The following is a 22,128-nucleotide window of genomic DNA, read 5'->3' as shown; positions in this document are numbered from 1 at the left end:
GTTATGCGCTTGTCTACCCGCTTATTGGTGTTGGTTGCCGGTTTTGCAGCCTTGCTGCTGCTCGTGGGCGGGTTTGGGGTGTACGGGGCGCGGCAGTCCAACGACGCTCTGCGCAGCGTGTACGAAGACCGCACCGTGCCGGCCGTCGCCCTAGGGCAGATGGACGCACTCACCTACAGCAGCCGCATGCATGTGGCGCAGACCTTGGCCAACCCCTTGCCGGAGGTGATTGCCCACAGTGTCAAAGAGATCAAAGCCAATCAACAACAAATTGCCACACTCTGGGCCGGGTACCGTGCGCGCCCGCTGAGCCCGGAGGCGCAGACATGGGCCGCCGATTGGGAGAAAGCGGCCCAGCACTACGAAACGCAAGGTCTCCAACCCGCCGTCACCGCCTTGCTGGAGAACGACATCACCACCGCCCAGGCCGCGATGGTGGAGAAGATGACGCCTCTTGCTATTCCGGTGGGGCGCAGTATCCAAGGACTGCAGCAACTGCAAATCGGCGGCGCCAAAGACGCCTATGAAGCGGCCGGTAAGCGTTACCAGGCAATGTGGTGGACCAACATCTGCCTGATCAGCGCCGGGCTCGTGTGTGCTGCCGCGTTTGGCTGGCGCTTTGCCCGCAGCATCACCCGCCAGCTCGGGGGCGAGCCCGAACAGGCCCACGCCTTGGCGCAGCGCTTGGGGGCGGGTGATTTCAGTGCCGTGGAAGAAGCGTCGGCACAGCCCCAGAGCGTAATGGCGCAACTCGCCCACATGCAACAGAGCCTGAGCGGGGTCGTGGCGCGTGTGCGGCAGGCCGCAGAGGCCGTGGCGGGCGCCAGTGTCGAAATTGCATCGGGCAACCACGACCTGTCCAGCCGCACCGAACAGCAGGCCGGTGCTATCCAGCAAACCGCTGCGTCCATGGAGGCGCTGGGCGAGACGGTGCGCATCAATGCGGCCCGCTCGGCCCAAGCCGACACCTTGGCCCGCAATGCGTCGCAAGCGGCCACCCGGGGCGGCGCTGAAGTGGCTGATGTGGTGCACACCATGCAGGACATTGACCACAGCGCGCGCCGCATTGTGGACATCATCAGCGTGATTGACGGTATTGCATTCCAAACCAACATCCTGGCGCTCAACGCTGCGGTGGAGGCGGCGCGCGCCGGGGAGCAAGGGCGGGGCTTTGCCGTGGTGGCCTCAGAGGTGCGGCTGCTGGCCGGGCGCTCCGCAGAAGCGGCTAAAGAAGTCAAGACGCTGATTCAGGCCAGTCTGGAGCGGGTAGAGCGGGGCAACGCGCAGGTAGCCAAGGCCGGGGCCTCCATGTCGCAGGTGGTGAGCGCCATTCAAGAGGTGACCCGGGTGGCGGCAGACATCAGCGCGGCCAGTGAGGCCCAGAGCACCGGGGTTCAGCAGGTCGGGCAGGCCATTAGCCTGATCGACCAGACCACCCAGCAAAACGCGGCCATGGTCGAAGAGATTGCGGCCGCCGCCAGCGGCTTGCAGCACGAGGCGGCGCAGCTGGTGGAGGCGGTGGCGTTCTTCAAGCTGCACCGCGAACCCGCCGTGGGGCTGGTGCCCGACGTGCCCAGGTTGCCGGCTCCGGGTTGAAGCGTTTTATCAGCCTGTTTTCTATCGTTTTAGGGCACTCGCCCGCATAGAATGTGCGCGAGTAGCTATCAAAAAAAGAGCGAACCGATAGGAATCTATGGCAATCATTTCCCGCAATCGGCCCCTGCACATCCTGGTAGCGGACGACAACCCCATTAACCGCATGATGGCCGCGCGCCTGCTCAAAGAGGCTGGCTGCACCGGGGTGCTGGTGGAAGACGGTGTGAAGGCCTTGGCCGCCTTGCAGGCCCAGCGGTTTGACGGCGTTTTGCTCGATGAAAGCATGCCCAACCTGGATGGCACCGGCGTGCTCAAAACCTTGCAGCAATGGCGTGCTGCGGCCCAGCGCGTGCCGCCGGTTCTGATGGTGACGGGGAACGACCTGCCCTCAGACGCAGCCCGCTTCCACGACTTGGGTGCCAAAGGCCTGATACCCAAGCCTCTGACCCGGGAGGCCTTGCAGCGCGGATTGTTGTTGTTTCATCAAAGGCTGTAAGGAATTTCATGCTTTATCTGCCCTATAGTTAACAAGCATTTGTTATTTAATGTTGCGAAGCTACGGACCCTTGCCTTACTCGGGGTGACACAGTTTTTGCTTAGCTGTTGATGTCGTAACGGAGCAATAGAGAATGAAACAAAATTTGCGTGTCTTGGAGTTGCCAGAGCCTGTCAGCAAGCCCGCCCCCATCGGTCTTTTCGGTGCCCATGGCATCTGGGCATTGGGCGTACACATCATGCGGAGCATTAACTTTGCCTCCAAAGCGCTCATCGTTTCTCTCCTGTTTTCATTGCCCATTGCCTGGCTCTCCTGGTCTTATTTTTCTGCGCAGAATGCAGCCATTGCGTTCTCCCTCAAAGAGCGCGACGGTGTGCGCTACTTGCAAGCTGCTAGCCCGGTCTTGCAACTTGCTTTGCAATTGCGGGCCTCGCCGGCCGACGCTTCGGGCGCAGTGACCGAGGCGCTCGACAAGTCGTACGCAGGACTCGAAAAAATCCAACAGGAAATGGGTGCCAACCTCGGCACCGTGGCAGCCTATGCGGAGCTTCAGCAGGCCCGCTCGGCCGCCAAGAGCCAGGGCGGCGATGCGGTGGAGCGCTTTGTGCGCAACACCGCCCACATTCAGGCTCTGATTGCGGTGATGACCACCGCCACCGATGGATCCAACCTCACCCTGGACCCGGACATTGACAGCTACTACGTGATGGACGCCGCGGCTTTTCGCCTGCCCGACCTGATGGAGCGCACCGGCCTGATGCGGGCGGCCGGCGCTGCCGCTTTGCGCGACGGCCAGCTCAGCCTCCAGTTCCGGGCGGCCATTGACAAGGCGGATGCCATTGCAGAGTTTCACCAGGCCAATATGCTGGCGGGCATTGCCAAATCGGTGCAGCAAACGCCGGAGTTGTCTTCGCGCATTCAGATTGATGCATCGCGCGACGCGACCCAGAAGTTTCTCGATGCGGTCGAGAAAACCATTATTTCCGCAGCCACGCTCGACAGCAGCGCCCTGGCCAGCTTTGCCGCCCAGGGCGACGCCGCATTCACGGCCCAGGCAGCCCTTTTAGACCGCTTGCTGCCGGTTCTCGACACCTTGCTCGACAAGCGGGTGAAGAGCGCGCAGCAACAAGTGCACCTGACCATTGTGATTCTAGTGGTCACGCTGTTGCTGGCGGCCTATGCGTTTTATGCGTTCTTTCTGGTCACCCGCGGGGGCTTGCGCCTGATCAGCCAGCACCTGCAGGAAATGGCTGAAGGCGACTTACGCCGGGCACCCAGTCAGCCCTGGGGGCGGGACGAGCCGGCCTTGGTGATTGTGGATCTGCGCAAAGCCTACGACTCGCTGCACCTGCTGATCCGCAAAGTGCGCCACTCGGCCCGCGATCTGGCCGGGACCAGTGCCGAAATTGCCCGCGCCAGCCTCGACTTGTCATCGCGCACTGAGTCGGCCGCTAGCAGCCTGGAGCAACAGGCTGCCACCATGGAGCAGATCGGTGCATCCGCCAAGCAAATGGCAGAACACTCGGAGGCTGCGGCTAGCCTGGCCCGCGAAAACGCGGGCGTTGCTGAGCAAGGCGGAGTGGTGATCCGGGATGTGGTGCAGGTGATGGGGGCCATCAACCAGTCTTCCCGCAAGATCGGCGACATTATTTCCACCATTGATGGCATTGCCTTTCAGACCAACATATTGGCACTGAACGCGGCGGTTGAGGCCGCCCGCGCGGGTGAGCAGGGGCGTGGGTTTGCCGTGGTGGCCACCGAAGTGCGGGTGCTGGCCCAGCGCTCAGCGGCAGCTGCCAAGGAGATCAAGGACCTGATCACCACCAGCGTGCACAACGTGGAGAACGGCAGCCGGGTGGTGGACAGCGCCGGTGCCACTATGGAGGAGATTCTGGGCAATGCCCAGCGCATTCAAACGCTGTTGCGCGAAATCGCGGTGGGCTCGCGGGAGCAGGCCGAAGGCGTGGGCCAATCGGTGGCCGCCATTCAGCTGCTGGAGCAAAACACCCAGCAAAATGCAGCGCTGGTGGAGCAAACAAGCGCGGCTGCCGGTGCACTGAGCGACCAGTCCGAGGGTTTGCGTGGAGAAATTGCCAACTTCAAAGTAGCGTAGGCGTGCGACCGGGCCGGTTGGGTTTTGTGTTTATCAATAAAAAGAGCTGCTAGCCCCTTTTTTTAAAGGGGGAGCAGCTATTTTTTTGATAGCAATGATCAGCTTGAAAGCATTCCCGGTAACCACATCACGATGGCGGGGAAAAACCAGATCAGTGCTACTAGCAGCAGCATGATGAGCAGGAAAGGCAGCACGCCGTAAATCACATCAAGGATGTTGCCCTCGCCGCGCACGCCTTGCACCACATACAGGTTCATGCCCACGGGTGGGGTTATGAGCGCCAGCTCCGCCATGATCACCAGGAAGATGCCAAACCACACCGGGTCGATGCCCAGCGCCACGACGATGGGGAACACAATAGGAATGGTGCCCACCACCATGGCCAAAGCATCCAGAAAGCAGCCCAGAATCAGGTACAAAATAGTCAGCACCAGAATGATCTGGCCGGGGCTGGCCTGCATGCCGGTGACAAACTTGGTCAGCATGTCGGGCACGCCCATCATGCCGAGTACAAAGTTCAGGTAGAACGCGGCAGCCGCAATCAGCATGATCATCGCGGTGATGGACAGCGTGGTCAGGAATGATTCATGCAGCATCTTGATGTTGAGCCGGCCGTAGCCCGCACACAGCAACAAAGACACCACCACACCCAGTGCCGCAGACTCTGTAGGCGTGGCCCAGCCGGCGTAGATGCTGCCCATGACAAACACAATCACCGTGACGGGCGGTATCAGATCCAGCAAGCGCAGGAGCTTGTCTTTGAGCGGCGAAGGCGGCTCTTGGGTCCCGGCATAGGCGGGTTTCCAGAGGCAGACCACCACGATCACCGCCATGAAGAGCGCCGTCAGGAGCAAGCCCGGCACCACACCCGCCGCGTAAAGTTTGCCCACCGAGGTGTTGGTCATAGCACCGTAAATGATCATGTTGATCGACGGTGGTATCAAGATGCCCAGTGTGGCCCCGGCGGCGATGGTGCCCAGCACGAGGCGGGCGTTGTAGCCGCGTTGCTTAAAGGCCGGAAGTGCTACCGTACCGATGGTGGCCGCCGTTGCCACTGACGAGCCCGACACTGCGGCAAACAGGGCCGAGGCACCGATGTTGGAGTGCAGCAGACCGCCCGGCAGGGGTGAGAGCCAGTCGGATAGGGCGCGGTACATCTTGTCGGTAAAGCCTCCGCGCACCAGCAACTCACCGAGCAAAATGAAAAGGGGGACCGAAACCAACACGAAGTTGTTGTTGGCGCTCCAGTACTGGGTGCCGTACTCCAACGCCACCGGCCAGCCGATGTACATCACCGCGCCCAGCAGGCTGAGGATGAACATCACAAAGGCCACATGCAGCCCCAGACACATCAGGCCGATGAGCAGCACAAAGCCTGCCGCGACTGCCGCGATCGAGATATCAGCCATGGGAGCCCCCTTGCATGCCGGCCGACTGGGCGGTACCGCGCGCCTTGAGCTCGGCAAGCTCGGCTTCCAGTTCTTCCTGTGCACTCGTGGGGCCATACCAGGCGTTGAGTTCGGGGCGTCGGGTCACCAGCAAATACAGCGCATGAAAGGCGTAGGCCAGCGAGATAAGTGCCAGTAGCACCAGGCCCAGCACCCAGGCGGATTGCGGAATCCACAGTGCGATTTCCAGATTCGGTGCGCTGCTTTTGAAGTCCAGAGTTTCCATCAGCACCGAGATACCGCGCCAGGCGGCAAAGGTAGCGAAGAAAGCAAAGCACGCCATGGCCAGGGTGTTAAGCACCCTTTGCACCGGGCGCGGAAAGCGCACCAGAAACACATCGACCCGGGTGTGGCTGCGCTGGGCCATGGCGTAGGACGCTCCAATGGCGGCGCTCACGGCCAGCACAAATCCGCCGAGTTCATCGATGCCTTTGAACGAGGTGTTGAAGAGTTTGCGACCCAGCACTTCAAGGCTGAGCGCAACCGCATAGGCCAGTACCACCCACCCGAATGCCAGGGTGGCATAACGGGCGGCCGGCGCAATGGCTTGGCTGATCGGGTTGGTACTGGACATTGCGTGTTGCGCGGTGCGGCCTTAGTTGATGGTCATGCCACGGGCTTTGCCCACGGTGGCGTTCCAGGTGTCGCTGCACTTGGGGTCGACCTTGTTGCACACGGTTTTCCACATGGGCAGCACGGTAGCGGCAGAGGCGGCTTTTACCTTGGCTTGGTCATCGGCGGTGACTGGCACCAGGGTCATCTTGAACGGCGTGCCGTTCTTGCAGGTCTTGCCGGTGTTGCAGGCAATGGAGTCGGCCGTGCCTTCTTCGGCCAGATCCCACATCTGGTCCTCCATTTTCTTGAACTCGGCGGAAATCTTGGCTTGCTGGGCAGGGCTGAGCTTGTTCCAGAAGTCGATATTCACAAAGTGACCCTGTACCGAACCGGCCACGGCCAGGGGGTAGAAGTACTGGGTGACTTCAGGCCACTTGCCGGAGTTGCCCGAGTTGGCCGATGTGACACCGCAGTCCACCACGCCGTTGCCCAGTGCGGAATACACCTCAGAGAACGACAGGGTGACGGGTGTGGCGCCCAGGTTTTGCAACATAGCGGACATGCTGGGCGTGAAGCTGCGGATCTTCAGACCCTTGAAGTCGGCAATCGATTTGATGGGTTTGTTGCAGAAGAACACTTGAGGGCCGAAGGGCCACAGTGTCAGGGCCTTGGCCTTGAATTTTTCTTGTAGGCGCTTGTCGAAGACCTGGCGGTAGGCTTCCATGGACTCGCGCAGCATGGTCATGTTGGTGGAGACACCGGCGAGGTCAATGCCTTCAAAGAATGGATCGTCACGCGCAACGCTGCCGATCTGCACCGACATCACGTCAAACACATTGGAGCGCAGCAGGCGCAGAGCGTCGTCGGGCTTCACGTTCACCACATCCATGGGGTTGAACTTCACGTCCATGTCGATGCCGGTCGCCTTGGGCAGGCCGGTGAAAAAGGGGCGCTCAATGCCGTCCGAGTGACGCACATTGGACGAAAAGTTGCCGGCCACCCGCATGGTGAAATCGGCTGCCGATGCAACGCTGGCGGAGCCCGCGAGCACCAGGGCTAAGCCGAGGGTGCTGAGTGCTTTGCGGAGGGGGTGAGGGTGTTGGTGCATGGTGAGTCCTGAGGTGGGTGGATGGAGTTAAGGGGAAATCAGTTTGTTCAAACGCAACAGCGCAATGGCGGCGACTTGCCGCAGCGCTTCGGTTCGTTCGTGGTGCGGGTCTTGGGCCACACGCTGGGCGAAGGTTGAAAAAATGCTGGCTTTGGTGTGTTGGCCCACACACACGATGAACGGGAAACCATGGCGCTCCCGGTAGGCGGCGTTCAGGGCGGTGATTTGCAGCATTTCCTGGGGGGTGAGGGCATCCAGTCCAGCGCGCGATTGCTCTTGGGTAGACGCGTCCGTGAGCTCCCCTCGTTGGGCCGCTTTACCTGCCAGCTCCGGGTGGGCGCATAACAAAGCCAGTTGTGCCGGGGCTTCAGCCCGGTTCATGGCAGCGACCATGGCGGTATGCAGTGTGCCGATGTCCGCAAACGGACCCGCTGTAAACGCTGCGCGTGCCACCCAGGGGGAGTGCTCAAACACCTCCCCGAGGCATTCCACGAAACGCTCTTCGGACATGGCGTTCAAAGTCTCCAGCCGGAGCTGTGCTGTCGGAGAGGGGAGCGTGACGTGCATGTCGAAAAGCCTTGTAAAGGGGTAAGCAATAAGTGAGCCGTATCGCCCACCCATAAAAGTTTAGGGTGGCTCCCCCCGGCGTGCGCGCGGTGTTTGTTATGACTGGCATAACATGTGCTTGGGCTTTGGCTACTCCGGAGAATGGCCATGGCCCGTCAAAACGATCCCCTCGATACCTACCTGCTCAGGGTGCTGGTGTCCTTGCTGAGTGAGCGCAACCTCACCCGTGTGGCAACCCGTATGAACCAAACCCAGCCAGCCATCAGTGCGGCACTGCGCAAGCTGCGCTTGGTGTTCAACGACGAGTTGCTGGTGCGCAGCGGCAACAGCATGGTGCCTACGCCCCGCGGCCTGGAAGTGCTGGAAACCGCCCGGGGCGCACTCGCTGATATCGACAAACTCTTCACCGCCGGGGAGCAGTTTGAGCCTGAAACGACCCAACAACTGTTCAAGATCGGCTGCCCGGACTACCTGTCTACCGTGTTCATGGCCGGTGTGGCCAAGGCGCTGCGGCGCGATGCCCCCAACGCGCGGCTGATGGTGCACCCCTTGGGGCCGGGCTATGACTTCGAAGCGGCCTTGGCCAATGGCGAGCTCGACGTTGTCATCGGCAATTGGCCGGAGCCCCCGGAGCACCTGCACACCGCGCCGCTGCTGGAAGACGACGTGGTCGTCCTCATGGACCGTAACAACCCGCTGGCGCGCAGCCCCATGACCCGGGAGCAGTATCTGCATGCACCGCATGTGGTGCCACTGCCCTATTCATCCAGCCACCGGGGGGTGATCGACAAGTACCTCGCCACCCACCGGCTCACGCGCAACGCGCGCATGATCGTGCCGTTCTTCAGCATGGCGCCCAACATGCTGCCGGGGACCGACTTGATCTTCACCATCAGTCGCCATTTCGCAGAGCACTATGCCCGCACGCTGCCGCTCATCGTGGTGCCCTGCCCGATCGACTACCCGCACATGCGCTTCTACCAAATCTGGCACAGCCGCAACCAGCGCGCACCGGCGCAGCGTTGGCTGCGGCAGGTACTCAAAGAAGTGGCTGACCGGATGTTGGTGGCTGCGCCCGTCGCCCGTTTACAAGCGGTAGGCCCCGGCTTGGCCTTGGTGAAAACAGCCTGATTTGCGAGGGGCTCAAGGCTTCAGTGTCGTAGGCACCGCAGCGTCCAGCAGTCCGGGGTAATCCCGGCTGAAGTGCAGGCCTCGGCTCTCGTGGCGGGCTTGGGCGCTTTTCACAATCAGGTCGGCCACCTGAACGAGGTTGCGCAGCTCCAGCAGGTCGCGCGTGACGTGGAAGTGCGCGTAGAACTCCTGAATTTCGTCTTGCAGCAGCGCAATGCGGTGGGCGGCGCGGTCCAGGCGTTTGTTGGTGCGCACAATGCCCACGTAGTCCCACATGAAGCGACGCAACTCGTCCCAGTTGTGGGAGATGACCACGCTCTCATCCGCATCGGTCACGCGGCTGTCGTCCCAGGCGGGGAGTTCGCGGGGTTGATCTGTCTTGCCTGCAGAGAGTTCACTTGCTATCAAAGCAGTAGCTGCCCGCGCAAACACCATGCACTCCACCAGCGAATTTGATGCCAAACGGTTCGCGCCGTGCAAGCCGGTACAAGCGGTTTCGCCCACGGCATATAAGCCTTGCACATCGGTGCGGGCATCGAGGTCGGTGACCACGCCGCCGCAGGTGTAGTGGGCAGCCGGCACCACGGGGATGGGCTGCTTGGCCATGTCGATGCCCAGCTCCAGGCAGCGGGCATAAATGTTGGGGAAGTGCTCCAGGATAAAGCTCAGCGGCTGGTGCGAAATGTCGAGGTACACGCAATCGAAGCCGCCTTTCTTCATCTCGAAGTCGATGGCGCGGGCCACCACGTCGCGCGGGGCCAGCTCGGCGCGCGGGTCGTGCTTGGGCATGAAGCGCTCGCCGGTGGGCAGCAGCAGGCGGCCACCCTCGCCGCGTACGGCCTCGGTAATCAAAAAGCTCTTGGCGTGCGGGTGAAACAAGCAGGTGGGGTGGAACTGGATGAACTCCATGTTCTGCACCTGGCAGCCTGCGCGCCAGGCGGCGGCAATGCCGTCGCCCGTGGCGGTGTCAGGGTTGGTGGTGTAGAGGTAGACCTTGCCCGCGCCGCCGGTGGCCAGAATGGTGTGGGCTGCCTGGAAGGTGAGCACTTCGTCGGTATCGTCGTCCAGCGCGTAGAGGCCTACGCAGCGGTTGGGGCCAGTCTGCCCCAGCTTGGTGGTGGTGATCAGGTCCACCAGCGTGTGGTGTTCAAACAGCGTCACATTGGGGCTGGCTTTCACCTGCTCGATCAGGGTCTGCTGTACAGCGGCACCGGTGGCGTCGGTCACATGGACGATGCGGCGTGCGCTGTGGCCGCCTTCGCGCGTGAGGTGCAGCTGGCCGGCGTGGCCGGCTTCTTCTGAAAACGGCACCCCCAGCTTTTGCAACCAGGCGATCGACTGGGGCGCGTTTTCCACCACGAACTGGGTGGCTTTGAGGTCGCACAGGCCGGCTCCGGCAATGAGGGTGTCGTCCACGTGGGCGGCAAAGCTGTCGTCCTTGTCCCACACGGCGGCAATACCGCCTTGGGCCCAGCCGCTGCTGCCTTCGCGCACTGCTCGCTTGGTCAAAATGGCTACGCGGTATTGCTGCGAGAGCAGCAGCGCCGCACTCAGGCCGGCGAGGCCGCTTCCAACGATGAGCACGTCAAAGTGCAGTATGGGGTGCGTGGAAGTTGTCATGACACAAAAGTGGTTGGGCCCGGGCACATGCCCGGGTTAAGGGGTGTGCAGGTACCAGCGCCGCGCGTCGAGCAGCATGGGCCGGTAAATGAGTAGCAAAAGCGCCATTGCCAGTGGCACGGTGGTGATGAATCCCAGGGTCTTAAAGCCCATGGCGCCGCCCAGCGCGCCGGCAATAAAGCTGCCGATCAGCAAGCCATGCAGGCGCAGCTTGTCGGTGTTGGCCTGCACGCGCGGCTCACCCGGGGCGGTGTTGATGTAGACCATCTTGCCCAGCTCAATGCCCACGTCAGTTACCAGACCGGTCAGGTGGGTGGTGCGAATTTCAGCGCGTGAGATCTTGGTGATCACCGCGTTCTGAAGCCCCATGATGAAGCACAGCAACACGACGGTGAGCGGGGCAAAGAAGTAGGTGGCGTAGTTCATGGCGCCGCCGAACACACCGAATAGCAGCAACAGCCCGGCCTCTAGCAGCAGGGGGAGGCCATACGCCATGTGCAACTGGCGGCGAAGCCCCCAGTTCACCAAAATGGCCGTGGTCATGGCACCCAGCACAAACGACACCAGCATGGCCAGCCCTGTGAGTGCCACATCGGTGTGGCCCAGCACTACAGAGTCCACGACCGTGGAGACCACCCCGGTGACGTGCGAGGTGTACTCATGCACCGCCAGAAAGCCGCCCGCGTTGGTGGCTCCGGCGACCGCGGCCAACACCATGCCCAGTCGGGTATTGGCTTGCGGTGTGCGAACCGTGTCAACCCAGCCGTGGAACCAATGGAGCATGTGTGGGAGCGGTTCGCAAGCCAGGGTTTAGTGAATACGCATGCCGGGCTGTGCACCGGGCCAGGGGTTCAGGATGTAGATGCCGGGGTTGGCGCCCTCATCGGCATGGCTGGCCGCCATGACCATGCCCTCCGACATGCCGAACTTCATCTTGCGCGGTGCCAGGTTTGCCACCAGCACGGTGAGCTGGCCCACCAGCTCTTCAGGCTTGTACATGCTGGCAATGCCGCTGAACACATTGCGCGTGGTGGGCTGGCCCTCGGCGTTTTTCTCGCCCACGTCGAGGGTCAGTCGCAGCAGCTTGGTGGAGCCCTCTACGGCTTCGCAGTTCACGATTTTGGCAATGCGCAGGTCGATCTTGGCAAAGTCGTCAATGCTGATGGTGGGGGCCAATGCCTCGCCACCGGGGGCATTGGGGTCCGCAGGTACGGCCGCAGGTGCTGATTTTACTACCTTTTTAGGAGCTGCTTGCGCAGGTTCTGCGGGGGCTAGAGGCTCTTTTGGCTCAAAAAGCGCTTCGAGCTGCTCAGGAGTGACGCGTTGCATCAGGTGTTGGTAAGGCTGGATGGCCTGCACATCACCGTCCACGCGCCAGGTGGTCATGGGACGGCCCACAAAACCTTGCACCGCCAGAGCCAAGCCGGGGAGTACGGGCGCAAGGTAGCGACTCAGCGCGTCAAACGCGTTGATGAGCACCGAGCACACCTGGTGCAGAGCTGCGTTGTTGGCCACGTCTTTGGCCAGGTCCCAAGGCTTGTTCTGGTCTACATAGGCGTTGACCCTGTCGGCCAGCAACATGATTTCGCGGGTGGCTTTGCCGTACTCGCGGGCCTCGAAGTTGGCAGCCAGCCCATCGGCCGCACCGCGAATCTCGGTCAGCAGGGCGCCGCCCTGGGTGCCGAAGTCGCTGGTGACCTGGCCCTCAAAGCGCTTGGTCAAAAAGCCCGCCGCACGGCTGGCAATGTTCACAAACTTGCCAATCAAATCACTGTTCACGCGCAGCATGAAGTCTTCGGCATTGAAGTCAATGTCTTCATTTCGCGCACTCAGCTTGGCGGCCAGGTAGTAGCGCAGCCACTCGGGGTTCATGCCCAGGTTCAGGTACTTGAGCGGGTCCAGGCCGGTGCCGCGGCTCTTGCTCATCTTTTCGCCGTTGTTCACGGTCAAAAAGCCGTGCACAAACACGTTGTCGGGCGTCTTGCGGCCACTGAACTTCAGCATGGCGGGCCAGAACAGGGTGTGGAAGGTGACGATGTCTTTGCCGATGAAGTGGTACTGCTCGGTGTCCGGCGAGGCCATGTACTCGTCAAAGCTGCGGGTGTCGCCATGCGCGGATTTGGGGCCGCCCTTGTCAAACCAATTCTTCAGCGAGGCCAAGTAGCCCACGGGGGCATCCAGCCACACATAAAAGTACTTGCCCGGTGCATCGGGAATCTCAATGCCGAAGTAGGGCGCATCGCGGGAAATGTCCCAGTCGCCCAAGCCTTCGCTCTGGGTGCCGTCCGGGTTGGTGCGCACGCTGAACCACTCTTTGATTTTGTTGGCCACCTCGGGCTGCAGCTTGCCGTCTTGCGTCCAGTTTTCCAGAAACTCCACGCAGCGCGGGTCGGAGAGTTTGAAGAAAAAGTGCTCCGAGTTTTTGAGCTCGGGCTTGGCGCCAGACAGTGCCGAGAAGGGGTTGATCAGGTCGGTCGGTGCGTACACCGAGCCGCAGACTTCGCAGTTGTCGCCATACTGGTCTTTGGCGTGGCACTTGGGGCACTCGCCCTTGATGTAGCGGTCGGGCAGGAACATGTTCTTCTCGGGGTCGAAGAACTGCTCGATGGTGCGCACTTCAATCAGGCTGCCATCGGCGCGGTCGCGCAGGTCGCGGTAAATCTGGCGGGCCAGCTCGGTGTTTTCGGGCGAGTGGGTGCTGTGCCAGTTGTCAAAGCTGATGTGAAAGCCATCCAGATACTGCTTGCGGCCGGCGGCGATGTTGGCCACGAACTGTTCGGGCGTCACGCCAGCCTTTTCAGCCGCAATCATGATGGGGGCGCCGTGCGTGTCGTCCGCACCCACGAAGTTGACCGCGTTGCCCTGCATGCGCTGGAACCGCACCCAGATGTCGGCCTGGATGTATTCCATGATGTGGCCGATATGGAAGTTGCCGTTGGCGTAGGGGAGTGCGGTGGTAACGAAGAGTTGGCGGGGCATGGAGAAATCGACTTTCACGGAGGAACCGATGATTTTAGTCGGGCTGTGCTGGGTTGCCGTGTTTGCGGGGGGATCAGGCGGGCCGGGCGTTTTGCTCCGTGTCCCCCGCCCGCTGCGCGGGCTCCTCCTTGACCTACGCAAAACGCCCGGCCCGCCTGATCCTGCACGGATGTTTTTAGGCACATTGCGAAAACAGCCGGCCGCTCCGCTCTGGAATTGACTTGGCTTGCAAACCATGAAAACGTCACTTCGCAGCAGCAGGCCAGGGGTGCGTGCCGCAGCGAGGTCAAGGAGGAGCCCGCTGGAGCGGGCGGGGGACACGAGCGGAGGTACGTACCCCTGGTCTGCTGCGGGCTCAGCAAAACCCCAAGAGCGGAACGATGTTCAGTCCTTAAAAACAGGCGTCCGCTTTTGCATGTTCGCCGTCATCGCCTCCGTCAAATCCTGGCTCATCAGCATGGCGGCGTTCCAGGTGGCAATGTAGTTCAGGCTGTCGGCCACGCTGTGGTCGCGGGCGTAGGTGATCATTTCTTTGGTGCCGCGGATCGACAGGGGCGACTTGGCGGCAATGGTGGCCGCAATGTCTTGCACCCCGGCGTAAAGCGCCTCGCGGCTCTCGAACACGCGGTTCACCAGGCCGATGCTTTCGGCCTCGGTAGCGTCCATCTTGCGGCCGGTGTAGGCCAGCTCGCGGGTGATGCCATCGCCCACCAGCTTGGGCAGGCGCTGCAGGGTGCCCACGTCGGCGGTCATGCCGATGTCGATTTCTTTGATGGTGAAGTACGCATCGGCGCTGGCGTAACGCATGTCGGCACAGGTGACGAGGTCAATACCCCCACCAATGCACCCGCCGTGGATGGCCGCCAGCACCGGCTTGCGGCAGCGCTCCAGGCTGGTAAGTGTGTCTTGCATGTCCAGAATCACGCGGCGCATGGCCTCGCGGGTGCGGCCATCGCAGTCGTTGCGCACGTCGGCGCTGATGCCCATCATCATCTGCAGATCAATGCCCGCACAAAACAACTTGCCCTCGCCCTGCAACACCGCCACGCGGGCCTCGGGCGTGCGGTCCACCCACTCAAATGCCTTGCGAATCTCTTGCCACATGGTGGCGTTCATAGCGTTGGCCTTGTCGGGCCGGTTCAGGCGTACGGTGGCGATGTGGGCGTCCAGCGTGATGCTAAGGGTCTCAAACTGCATGCTTATCTCCTGTTTTTAGATGTTTTAGGCCGCTAGCCCTCGTGGAATATGCGCGAGCAGCTAGCAAAACCATAGCGTACAAAGGGACTATTAGGCGGTGGGTGGCTTCATCATGGCCATATAGGGTGCCAAGCGCTTGCCCATTTCCTCGCCCAACGCCTGCAAGCCACTCATGGGGCGCACCATGACTTCAAAGTCGGTGATCTTGCCCTCGGCATCGAACTGCACCATGTCGATGCCCTTGAGCTCTTTGCCATTGACCTTGGCGCTGAATTCCAGCACCAGGCTGTGGCCGTCGGCACTGGCCAGCTCGCGGTGGTATTTGAAGTCTTCAAACACCTGCACCACGTTGGTCAAGATGACTTGCACGGCCTGCGCGCTGGGGTAGGGCGTGTGGGCCATGGGCGAGCGGAACACGGCCTTGCGGTGCAGGATGGTGGGCAGCTCAGCCAAGTTGTTCTCGGCAATCATCTGGTGCCACAGCTTGAGGCTGGCGGCCACCGGTGCGGGCAGGGTTTGCGCCAGCGTGGGTGTAGCACCGGCGTCGGCCGCCTTGGCAGGCGCAGCGCCAAAGGCCAGCGCCAGCTCGGTGCCTTGCTTGATGGCGCGCTTGGCGTCCAGCTCGGCGGCGACGTCGGCGCCGCCAATCAGGTGCACGTTCACGCCAGCGGCTTGCAGGTCAGCCTGCAGCGCGCGCTGCGGGTCTTGGCCCGCGCAGACCACCACGTTGTCCACGGGCAGCACCATGTCTTTGTCGCCCACGGTGATGTGCAGGCCCGCGTCGTCCACCTTGCGGTAGGTCACGCCGTTGATCATGTCCACCTCGCGGTTCTTGAGCGAGGTGCGGTGAATCCAGCCGGTGGTCTTGCCCAAGCCGTCGCCCACTTTGCTGGTCTTGCGTTGTAGCAGGTAAACCTTGCGCGGTGTCTTCTCAATGTGGGCAGGCTTCAGTCCACCTGCGCTGGCGTAGGTCGTGTCCACACCCCATTCGGCGAAGAACTTCGCTTGGTCCAGGCTGGGGCTGGTGCCTTCGTGGAGGAGGTATTCAGCCGTGTCAAAGCCAATGCCACCTGCGCCAATCAAAGCCACAGTTTTGCCCACCGGTTTTTTGTCGCGCAGCACGTCCAGGTAGCCCAGCACTTTGGGGTGGTGGATGCCTTCAATCTCCGGCAGGCGCGGTGTAACGCCAGTGGCCAACACCACATGCTTGAAGCCAGCTGCTGTCAGGTCTTGGGCGCTCACTTTTTGGTTGAGCTGCAGCTTCACGCCGGTCAGCTCAATCTGCTTGCCGAAGTAGCGCAGCGTCTCGTAAAACTCTTCTTTGCCGGGCACTTGCTTGGCCACGTTGAACTGGCCGCCGATTTCGCTGGCCGCGTCAAACAGCGTCACCTCAAAGCCGCGCTTGGCCGCTTCGGTAGAAAAGGCCAAACCGGCGGGGCCTGCGCCCACTACGGCAATGCGCTCTTTGCTGGGGGCGGGGCTGTCCACCATCAGGGTCTCGTGGCAGGCGCGCGGGTTGACCAGGCAGCTGGTGATCTTGCCGCCAAAGGTGTGGTCCAGGCAGGCCTGGTTGCAGCCGATGCAGGTGTTGATCTGGTCCGACTTCCCCTCAGCCGCTTTTTGCACAAACAACGGGTCGGCCAGAAAGGGGCGGGCCATGCTCACCATGTCGGCCTGGCCGCTGCTAAGGATTTGCTCGGCCACCTCAGGCGTGTTGATGCGGTTGGTGGCAATCAACGGAATTTTCACCTTGCCTTTGAGCTGCTCGGTCACCCAGGCAAACGCGGCGCGCGGCACCTTGGTGGCGATGGTGGGAATGCGGGCCTCGTGCCAGCCGATGCCGGTGTTCAGAATAGTGACGCCCGCCGCTTCCAGCGCTTGCGCCAGTTGCACCACCTCTTCTTTGGTAGAGCCGCCTTCCACCAGGTCCAACATAGAGAGGCGGAAGATGATGATGAAGTTAGCCCCCACCCGTGCACGCGTTTTGCGCACGATCTCCAGCGGGAAGCGGATGCGGTTCTCATAGCTGCCGCCCCATTCGTCGTCGCGCTGGTTGGTTTGCTTGGCAATGAACTCGTTGATCAGGTAGCCCTCAGAGCCCATGATCTCCACGCCGTCGTAGCCCGCGCTTTGGGCCAGGGCCGCCGCGTTGGCGTAGTCCTCAATGGTTTGGCTCACTTCTTCAGTGGTCAGCGCATGCGGGCGGAAGGGGCTGATGGGCGCCTTGAGTGCGCTGGGTGCCACCAACTCGGGGTGGTAGGCATAGCGGCCGAAGTGCAGGATCTGCATGCAAATTTTGCCGCCCGCAGCGTGCACGGCGTCGGTCACCACCTTGTGTTTGTCCGCTTCCTTTTGCGTGGTCATGGCAGCGCCGCCGGGCATAGGGCGGGCGCGGTCGTTGGGGGCAATGCCACCGGTCACGATCAGGCCCACCCCGCCCTTGGCGCGCTCGGCGTAAAAGGCGGCCATGCGGGTGAAGCCGTCTTTGGCTTCTTCCAGTCCCACGTGCATAGAGCCCATGAGGACGCGGTTTTTCAGGGTGGTAAAGCCCAGGTCCAAGGGGGCGAGCATGTGGGGGTAGGTGAGGGCGGCAGTCATGGGTGTCTCCTGTTACGTGTTCGGGTGGCCGGGCGGCACCAAGGCACGCGCGGCTATGCAACCAGTTGCAGTGTAGAAGTCTAGCTAGGTTTATGCAACTGGTTGCATAGTTAGAGTGCTGCCCTTAGACTTGCCCGGATGTCGCTTGCCCATGCCGTGCTCACTTCGCTGATTGAAAAACCGTCCTCCGGCTACGAGCTGGCGCGCCGGTTTGACAAGTCGATTGGTTACTTCTGGCACGCCACGCACCAGCAGATTTACCGCGAGCTGGCCCGCATGGAAGACAAGGGCTGGATCGTGTCCGACAGCGCGCCCGACGCCGGTGCCACCCGCAAGCGCGAATACAAGGTACTACCGGACGGGCGGGCCGAGCTGGTGCGCTGGACCCAAGAGCCCTCTGCGCCTATGGACTTGCGCGATGAGTTCACCGTGAAACTGCGCGCCGATGCCGCGCTGGGCGAGGTGGATTTAAGCGCCGAGCTGCGCGCGCGCATTGCCCACCACAGCGAGCACCTGACCCACTACCGCGCCATTGAGGCGCGCGATTTTGCGCGGGGCGACGCGATGCCGCGCGCCAAGCGCTTGCAGCATCTGATCCTGAAGAAAGGTATCATGTATGAGGAGGGGAGCATCGCCTGGGCGCGGGAGGCGTTGGGGGTGTTGGAGGGGGATTAATGATCTTTTGAAGTTTCCTGGGAAGCATCGGCTAACAGTCGACTTTGGGACCCAGGTGTGTGGTGTGACCCGACCACGCGAAGTGTTGAAGCGCATTGCGCAGGCCCTGCTGGAAACGTTGCAGAGCTTCAAGACGGACACGCGGATTCCGGATGGGCTGCTAGCCCTGATGGGCGCGGCTTGGGAGAAGGGGATGTCAAGGTGGTCGTAAGCAGTTGGTAGGTAGTGATGTGGGGGCTTGTGGGCAGGCTGCCCCAAAACAAACCGGTCGCACAGGCTTGCATAATTGGATCGGTGAAATCGCGTGTCAAAACAGGGGCAGGTTCAACGATATGAAAAAATTACTGAGTACGACTTCGATCTGTTTGCTGGTCGCCAGCACGGCCTATGCAGCGGATATCCGCATGGAGGGCTGTATCGTCCAAGGGGCGACCCAGCTCTCCGACGAGGCGGTGCGGCAGCTGATTCAACCGCATATTGAGGATGCCGGCCCAGCCCTTGGTTGCGCCTTGGCTGCCCCCGTTTTGGAACACAGCCTTCGAGAAGCCGGCGCCTTTGCCACCAAGGTCTACCCCATGGCCAGTGAAAGCGGCAAAGAGATCGTCTTGAAGGTCGTAGAGGGCCGCCTTGCCGACAAGGGCATTGAGCTGGGGCGCTCTAGCAGCCGGGTCAACGACGCGGTGATTCTGGGCCAGCTGCAGAGCGCTTTGCAGCCCGGCAGCACGCTACGGGCTGACAAATACGAGCGCGCCATATTATTGACCAATGATTTGCCGGGTGTGAGTGGGTCTGAAAACGTGCTCTATCCGGGCGCGCAGCCGGGTGAGGCGAAATTCAAGTCCTATCCGTACGATGGCAAGTTGGTGGACGGACAGATTTATGTGGACAACTCAGGCAGTTCCTACACGGGAAAAAATCGACTTGGCGCGTCCATTAATGTGAACAGCCCCTTCGGACGCGGTGAGCGTTTTTCATTGGGTGGCAATGTGTCCGATCAGGCCTCCACCCTTGTCTTTGTTGATGCCAGCGTGCCACTTAATAGCACCGGTTTGCGTGCCGGGATGGCGGTGGATGCGCTGGGCTATAAAACGGACCAGCTGAGCCAATTGCGGGGGTATTCACAAAAGCTCAGCGCGTATATGAGCTACCCCTTTGTTCGCTCCCGCAGCAGCAATCTATATTCTGAAATTCGCGTGGGTCGTGAGCATCTCAATGACGAAAACAACACCGGTACGGTCACGGACCGCTTCGTCAATACCTTCCACGCCAAGCTGTCCGGAGACCGCATTGACGGCCTAGGCGGGGGAGGCACCAGCCGGTTGAGCCTGGAAGGTATCTTTGGCAATGTCGATCTGGATGGCTACGCAACATACAAACAAGATGACCTGGACACTGCGCAAACCGCAGGCAACTTCTCCCGTTTGGTGTGGCAAGCCTCGCGGTTGCAGCACATCACCGGCAATTGGCAAACCTACGTTGAACTGACGGGGCAGCTTGCATCCAAGCACATGGACAGCAGCCAGTCCATGTCCTTTGGTGGGGCGAACAATTTTGCGGGCTACCACAGCGGTGCGCTGTTGGGTGACAAGGGCTATCGCGTGCATTGGGATGTGCGGTACAACGCGGCCTGGGCGCCCCTGGGAGGACGACAGCAATGGTCTTTGTTTTACGACTACGGCCAGCTGACTACGCATGCCAAGCAGTATGTCGGCAATGTGGTGGTTCCCGGCGTTTCAGATGAGTCTTACACACTGCAGTCTGCTGGGGTGGGCTTTAGTCAGCAGTGGCAGTCGTTTGAGCTGCGCAGCGCCATCGGCTGGCAAGTCAACAACACGATTCCTGCCAACCTGCTCGACGGCTCGGCCACCATGCACGCGTGGGCACAAATGGTCTATAAGTTTTGAGGGGCACTGCGATGAATCTAAAGTCTCTGAAACTGTCTTGGTTGGTCTTGGGGTTGACCAGCGCCATCGCGCCTTCCGCCTGGGCCTGCGTGGCCAAAAGCGGCAAGCTGTGTCCTAGTACCGTTGCGAACCAGGTAGACCGCCAGGTCAAATTGGGCAAGCCCTTGCCAACGGGTGATGTGGGGGACGTTACGCCTGTGGGCGGCGTTGTTTCGCTGGGTGCCGTGGCGGCCCAGCCAGCGCCATCTACCGCCGGGCCAACGGTACAGGATTCGCCTGATGGGTGGTTCTACCTTCCGCACTCGGCCGATTTGACGCGCAACCCTTCTGGTTTGGGCTCGCGCCCAATTACTTACGCTTGGATGCTTATGATTCAAGCGCGCGCCGCCCAACTTCCGGGTTATAAAGGGCCAAATGTCAATCCTGATGGCAGCTTAACCCCTCGTGGTGTGCAACAGGGTTGGGTGCGATTGCAAGCAGTGAACATTCCACAGCAGGTGGTACAGGCGGTTCCACCTGCCTTACAGGTGGTAGCCCCCACGCTGGCTCCTACGCCGGGTGGCACGCCCGGTCTGGCTGCCCCTGCGCTGATTCCTACACCTGTGAATACGCCGGGGCTGGTGGCCCCTGGCCTGGTGCCTACCGCGCAGGCCGCACTGGTTCCCCCCACCACGGGTTCGCCCGACGGCTGGTTTTATTTGAGTCCCGCATGGGACACCGCGCTCTATCCGTCGGGTCTGAATAAAAAACCGATCAGTTACGCCACGCTCCTGCAGATTCAATCCGTTGCTGTCCAGCATGGCGGGTACGCGGGTCCCACTGTCAACCCGGATGGCAGCTTGACGCAACTGGGGCTGAATAAAGGATGGGTGCGCCTGCAGCCCGTGAATGTGCCGCAACAAATTGCGCAGACAGTGCCCGTCCCTTTGCAGGTCAAAGCACCTGTGCTGGCCCCCACGCCGGGTGGCACACCCGGTCTGGCTGCCCCTGGTCTGGTTCCTACACCCGTGAATGCACCGGGGCTGGCAGGCCAAGGCCCTGTGCCTACGGCGGGGCAAATTACGGCGCCCCAACCCACGCCGGGACAAGTCAATGTGCCGGGGTATGCGGCACCAGGCAAGGCGCCCACTGCACTGAACCCCGTAGCGCCCAAGTTGCTTGCAGGGCATGCGGCGAATGGCGCAGCCCATGCGCATGAAACTCAGTTGGTCGAGGTGTACCACCCCACCATGGCCAGCATGCATCGTTACGACGAAGCACACTTGACCGGTGACAGTGGCTACCACTTGGTCATCATCGGGTTCAAAGAACTTTATTGATGCTGGGCTGGTCAGCCGCCGGATGGTGCGGTGACTGAAGATGGATAGCAACAAAGCCCGGCAGAACCGGGCTTAGTTTTTGGGGCAGCGCCCAGCGGGCACTGTAGTGAAGCTGATTAAGCCGCCAGCTTGGCTATGTCATTTGCCGCTTCTGTCAAAGCTTCCGCCTTCTTCGCGTCGCCCATGGCCACACTTTCGGCGCGCACAAAGCGCACGTCGGTGATGCCTAGGAAACCGAACACGGTTTGCAGGTAGCTTTCTTGGTGCTCAGCGGCACGGCCCCAGTCGTTGGTGGAGTACACGCCGCCACGGGTGGAGGCCACGATCACGGTCTTGCCGCCAGCCAGGCCTTTGGGGCCCGTTTCGGTGTAGGTGAAGGTGCGGCCGGCTTGGGCGATGCGGTCAATCCATGATTTCAGCTGGCTGGGAATGCTGAAGTTGTAGAGCGGAGCGCCCACCACGATCACATCGGCGGCCAAAAACTGGCTCACCAACGCTTCAGACACTGCGTTTTCACGCTTTTGCGCGTCGCTCAGGTCTGCGGAGCCGGCGGGCATGCGAAAGCCCAGGGATTCGGCGGACAGGTGGTTGGGGGTGTCTACGGCCAGGTCCAGGTAGTCCACCGTGGTGGCGGGGTGTTTGCTGATCCAATTGGCCACGGTGTCTTTGGTCAGTTGGCGGGATACAGAGTTGCCGCTCAGGATGCTGGAGTCAATGTGCAAGAGTTTCATACAGATCTTTCAGGGGGTGGTTCGATGTGACTAGTGTCATGAATAAGCGAATGTTTGATAAGTAAGCAACTTTGCGTTAGATTGTCCTGAA

At 61.3% G+C, this 22,128-nt stretch carries 17 protein-coding genes and 1 pseudogene; 8 read left to right on the top strand and 10 right to left on the bottom strand.

The genetic code is table 11. The features are described from left to right. Positions 1–3 precede the first annotated feature (3 nt). The 3 genes from QZW03_RS06245 to QZW03_RS06235 all read left to right on the top strand — a co-directional run bounded on the left by QZW03_RS06245 (position 4) and on the right by QZW03_RS06235 (position 4,205). A complete protein-coding gene (locus QZW03_RS06245) occupies positions 4–1,596 on the top strand; it encodes a methyl-accepting chemotaxis protein (protein ID WP_296509119.1) in 1,593 nt (530 codons plus the stop codon). A gap of 97 nt (positions 1,597–1,693) precedes the next feature. Then, positions 1,694–2,092: a response regulator gene (locus QZW03_RS06240; protein WP_296509118.1), complete on the top strand. Its 399-nt coding sequence runs from the start codon at positions 1,694–1,696 to the stop codon at positions 2,090–2,092. 133 nt (positions 2,093–2,225) lie between these two features. Further along, on the top strand, positions 2,226–4,205 hold the full coding sequence (locus QZW03_RS06235; RefSeq protein WP_296509117.1) for a methyl-accepting chemotaxis protein: 1,980 nt from the start codon (positions 2,226–2,228) through the stop codon (positions 4,203–4,205). A gap of 98 nt (positions 4,206–4,303) precedes the next feature. Here QZW03_RS06235 and QZW03_RS06230 read toward each other — a convergent pair whose 3' ends face one another. From QZW03_RS06230 to uraD, 4 genes are read right to left on the bottom strand one after another with little or no spacing between them, the layout of a single operon-like run. Then, entirely contained in the window at positions 4,304–5,614 is a 1,311-nt protein-coding gene (locus QZW03_RS06230) for a TRAP transporter large permease (protein ID WP_296509116.1), read from the bottom strand. Continuing rightward, complete coding sequence (locus QZW03_RS06225) at positions 5,607–6,227, bottom strand: TRAP transporter small permease (protein WP_296509115.1); 621 nt, start codon at positions 6,225–6,227, stop codon at positions 5,607–5,609. Before QZW03_RS06225 ends, QZW03_RS06230 begins: the two co-directional genes overlap by 8 nt. A 21-nt stretch (positions 6,228–6,248) precedes the next feature. After that, complete coding sequence (locus QZW03_RS06220) at positions 6,249–7,316, bottom strand: TRAP transporter substrate-binding protein (protein WP_296509114.1); 1,068 nt, start codon at positions 7,314–7,316, stop codon at positions 6,249–6,251. 27 nt (positions 7,317–7,343) lie between these two features. After that, positions 7,344–7,883, bottom strand: a complete 540-nt coding sequence (uraD, locus tag QZW03_RS06215) for a 2-oxo-4-hydroxy-4-carboxy-5-ureidoimidazoline decarboxylase (RefSeq protein ID WP_296509113.1) — start codon at positions 7,881–7,883, stop codon at positions 7,344–7,346. Positions 7,884–8,030: 147 nt separating this feature from the next. Between uraD and QZW03_RS06210 the strand changes: the two genes are divergently transcribed. Beyond that, the gene (locus tag QZW03_RS06210) at positions 8,031–9,014 is read left to right on the top strand and encodes a LysR family transcriptional regulator (protein ID WP_296509112.1); all 984 of its coding nucleotides are present in this window, start codon (positions 8,031–8,033) and stop codon (positions 9,012–9,014) included. Positions 9,015–9,026: 12 nt separating this feature from the next. Here QZW03_RS06210 and nadB read toward each other — a convergent pair whose 3' ends face one another. From nadB to QZW03_RS06185, 5 genes and pseudogenes are all read right to left on the bottom strand, one after another. Then, positions 9,027–10,634, bottom strand: coding sequence for an L-aspartate oxidase (gene nadB, locus QZW03_RS06205; RefSeq protein ID WP_296509111.1), 1,608 nt, complete (start codon positions 10,632–10,634; stop codon positions 9,027–9,029). A gap of 36 nt (positions 10,635–10,670) precedes the next feature. After that, positions 10,671–11,417 (bottom strand): YoaK family protein, encoded by a 747-nt coding sequence (locus tag QZW03_RS06200; RefSeq protein ID WP_296509110.1) that lies wholly within the window; start codon positions 11,415–11,417, stop codon positions 10,671–10,673. A 27-nt stretch (positions 11,418–11,444) separates the two neighbouring features. Next, positions 11,445–13,613 (bottom strand): methionine--tRNA ligase, encoded by a 2,169-nt coding sequence (metG, locus tag QZW03_RS06195; RefSeq protein WP_296509109.1) that lies wholly within the window; start codon positions 13,611–13,613, stop codon positions 11,445–11,447. 384 nt (positions 13,614–13,997) lie between these two features. Further along, positions 13,998–14,810, bottom strand: a complete 813-nt coding sequence (locus QZW03_RS06190) for a crotonase/enoyl-CoA hydratase family protein (RefSeq protein WP_296509108.1) — start codon at positions 14,808–14,810, stop codon at positions 13,998–14,000. A 573-nt stretch (positions 14,811–15,383) separates the two neighbouring features. After that, positions 15,384–17,408: pseudogene (locus tag QZW03_RS06185) on the bottom strand (NADPH-dependent 2,4-dienoyl-CoA reductase); the annotation flags it as partial. 138 nt (positions 17,409–17,546) lie between these two features. On the opposite strand from QZW03_RS06185, the gene QZW03_RS06180 reads away from it, so the two are divergent. The 4 genes from QZW03_RS06180 to QZW03_RS06165 all read left to right on the top strand — a co-directional run bounded on the left by QZW03_RS06180 (position 17,547) and on the right by QZW03_RS06165 (position 21,306). Continuing rightward, positions 17,547–18,083 (top strand): PadR family transcriptional regulator, encoded by a 537-nt coding sequence (locus tag QZW03_RS06180; protein WP_296509107.1) that lies wholly within the window; start codon positions 17,547–17,549, stop codon positions 18,081–18,083. Between the two features lie 64 nt (positions 18,084–18,147). Then, positions 18,148–18,294, top strand: coding sequence for a hypothetical protein (locus tag QZW03_RS06175; RefSeq protein WP_296509106.1), 147 nt, complete (start codon positions 18,148–18,150; stop codon positions 18,292–18,294). Between the two features lie 121 nt (positions 18,295–18,415). Further along, positions 18,416–19,987, top strand: coding sequence for a ShlB/FhaC/HecB family hemolysin secretion/activation protein (locus QZW03_RS06170; RefSeq protein ID WP_296509105.1), 1,572 nt, complete (start codon positions 18,416–18,418; stop codon positions 19,985–19,987). An 11-nt stretch (positions 19,988–19,998) separates the two neighbouring features. Beyond that, positions 19,999–21,306 carry a hypothetical protein gene (locus tag QZW03_RS06165; protein ID WP_296509104.1) on the top strand — a complete coding sequence of 436 codons (1,308 nt, stop codon included), beginning with the start codon at positions 19,999–20,001 and terminating at the stop codon, positions 21,304–21,306. 116 nt (positions 21,307–21,422) lie between these two features. Here QZW03_RS06165 and QZW03_RS06160 read toward each other — a convergent pair whose 3' ends face one another. Further along, positions 21,423–22,037: an NAD(P)H-dependent oxidoreductase gene (locus tag QZW03_RS06160; RefSeq protein ID WP_296509103.1), complete on the bottom strand. Its 615-nt coding sequence runs from the start codon at positions 22,035–22,037 to the stop codon at positions 21,423–21,425. Positions 22,038–22,128: the final 91 nt, after the last annotated feature.

This window comes from Rhodoferax sp. (assembly GCF_013297935.1).
Taxonomy (GTDB): Bacteria; Pseudomonadota; Gammaproteobacteria; order Burkholderiales; family Burkholderiaceae_C; genus Allorhodoferax.
Note: the sequence above shows the minus strand (reverse complement) of the source record. Positions and strands in the feature narration are given on the sequence as shown.

Coding starts and splice junctions, on each gene's coding strand:
- QZW03_RS06245 (WP_296509119.1), top strand. CDS start 4: ATGCGCTTGTCTACCCGCTTATTGGTGTTGGTTGCCGGTTTTGCAGCC.
- QZW03_RS06240 (WP_296509118.1), top strand. CDS start 1,694: ATGGCAATCATTTCCCGCAATCGGCCCCTGCACATCCTGGTAGCGGAC.
- QZW03_RS06235 (WP_296509117.1), top strand. CDS start 2,226: ATGAAACAAAATTTGCGTGTCTTGGAGTTGCCAGAGCCTGTCAGCAAG.
- QZW03_RS06230 (WP_296509116.1), bottom strand. CDS start 5,614: ATGGCTGATATCTCGATCGCGGCAGTCGCGGCAGGCTTTGTGCTGCTC.
- QZW03_RS06225 (WP_296509115.1), bottom strand. CDS start 6,227: ATGTCCAGTACCAACCCGATCAGCCAAGCCATTGCGCCGGCCGCCCGT.
- QZW03_RS06220 (WP_296509114.1), bottom strand. CDS start 7,316: ATGCACCAACACCCTCACCCCCTCCGCAAAGCACTCAGCACCCTCGGC.
- uraD (WP_296509113.1), bottom strand. CDS start 7,883: ATGCACGTCACGCTCCCCTCTCCGACAGCACAGCTCCGGCTGGAGACT.
- QZW03_RS06210 (WP_296509112.1), top strand. CDS start 8,031: ATGGCCCGTCAAAACGATCCCCTCGATACCTACCTGCTCAGGGTGCTG.
- nadB (WP_296509111.1), bottom strand. CDS start 10,634: ATGACAACTTCCACGCACCCCATACTGCACTTTGACGTGCTCATCGTT.
- QZW03_RS06200 (WP_296509110.1), bottom strand. CDS start 11,417: ATGCTCCATTGGTTCCACGGCTGGGTTGACACGGTTCGCACACCGCAA.
- metG (WP_296509109.1), bottom strand. CDS start 13,613: ATGCCCCGCCAACTCTTCGTTACCACCGCACTCCCCTACGCCAACGGC.
- QZW03_RS06190 (WP_296509108.1), bottom strand. CDS start 14,810: ATGCAGTTTGAGACCCTTAGCATCACGCTGGACGCCCACATCGCCACC.
- QZW03_RS06180 (WP_296509107.1), top strand. CDS start 17,547: ATGTCGCTTGCCCATGCCGTGCTCACTTCGCTGATTGAAAAACCGTCC.
- QZW03_RS06170 (WP_296509105.1), top strand. CDS start 18,416: ATGAAAAAATTACTGAGTACGACTTCGATCTGTTTGCTGGTCGCCAGC.
- QZW03_RS06165 (WP_296509104.1), top strand. CDS start 19,999: ATGAATCTAAAGTCTCTGAAACTGTCTTGGTTGGTCTTGGGGTTGACC.
- QZW03_RS06160 (WP_296509103.1), bottom strand. CDS start 22,037: ATGAAACTCTTGCACATTGACTCCAGCATCCTGAGCGGCAACTCTGTA.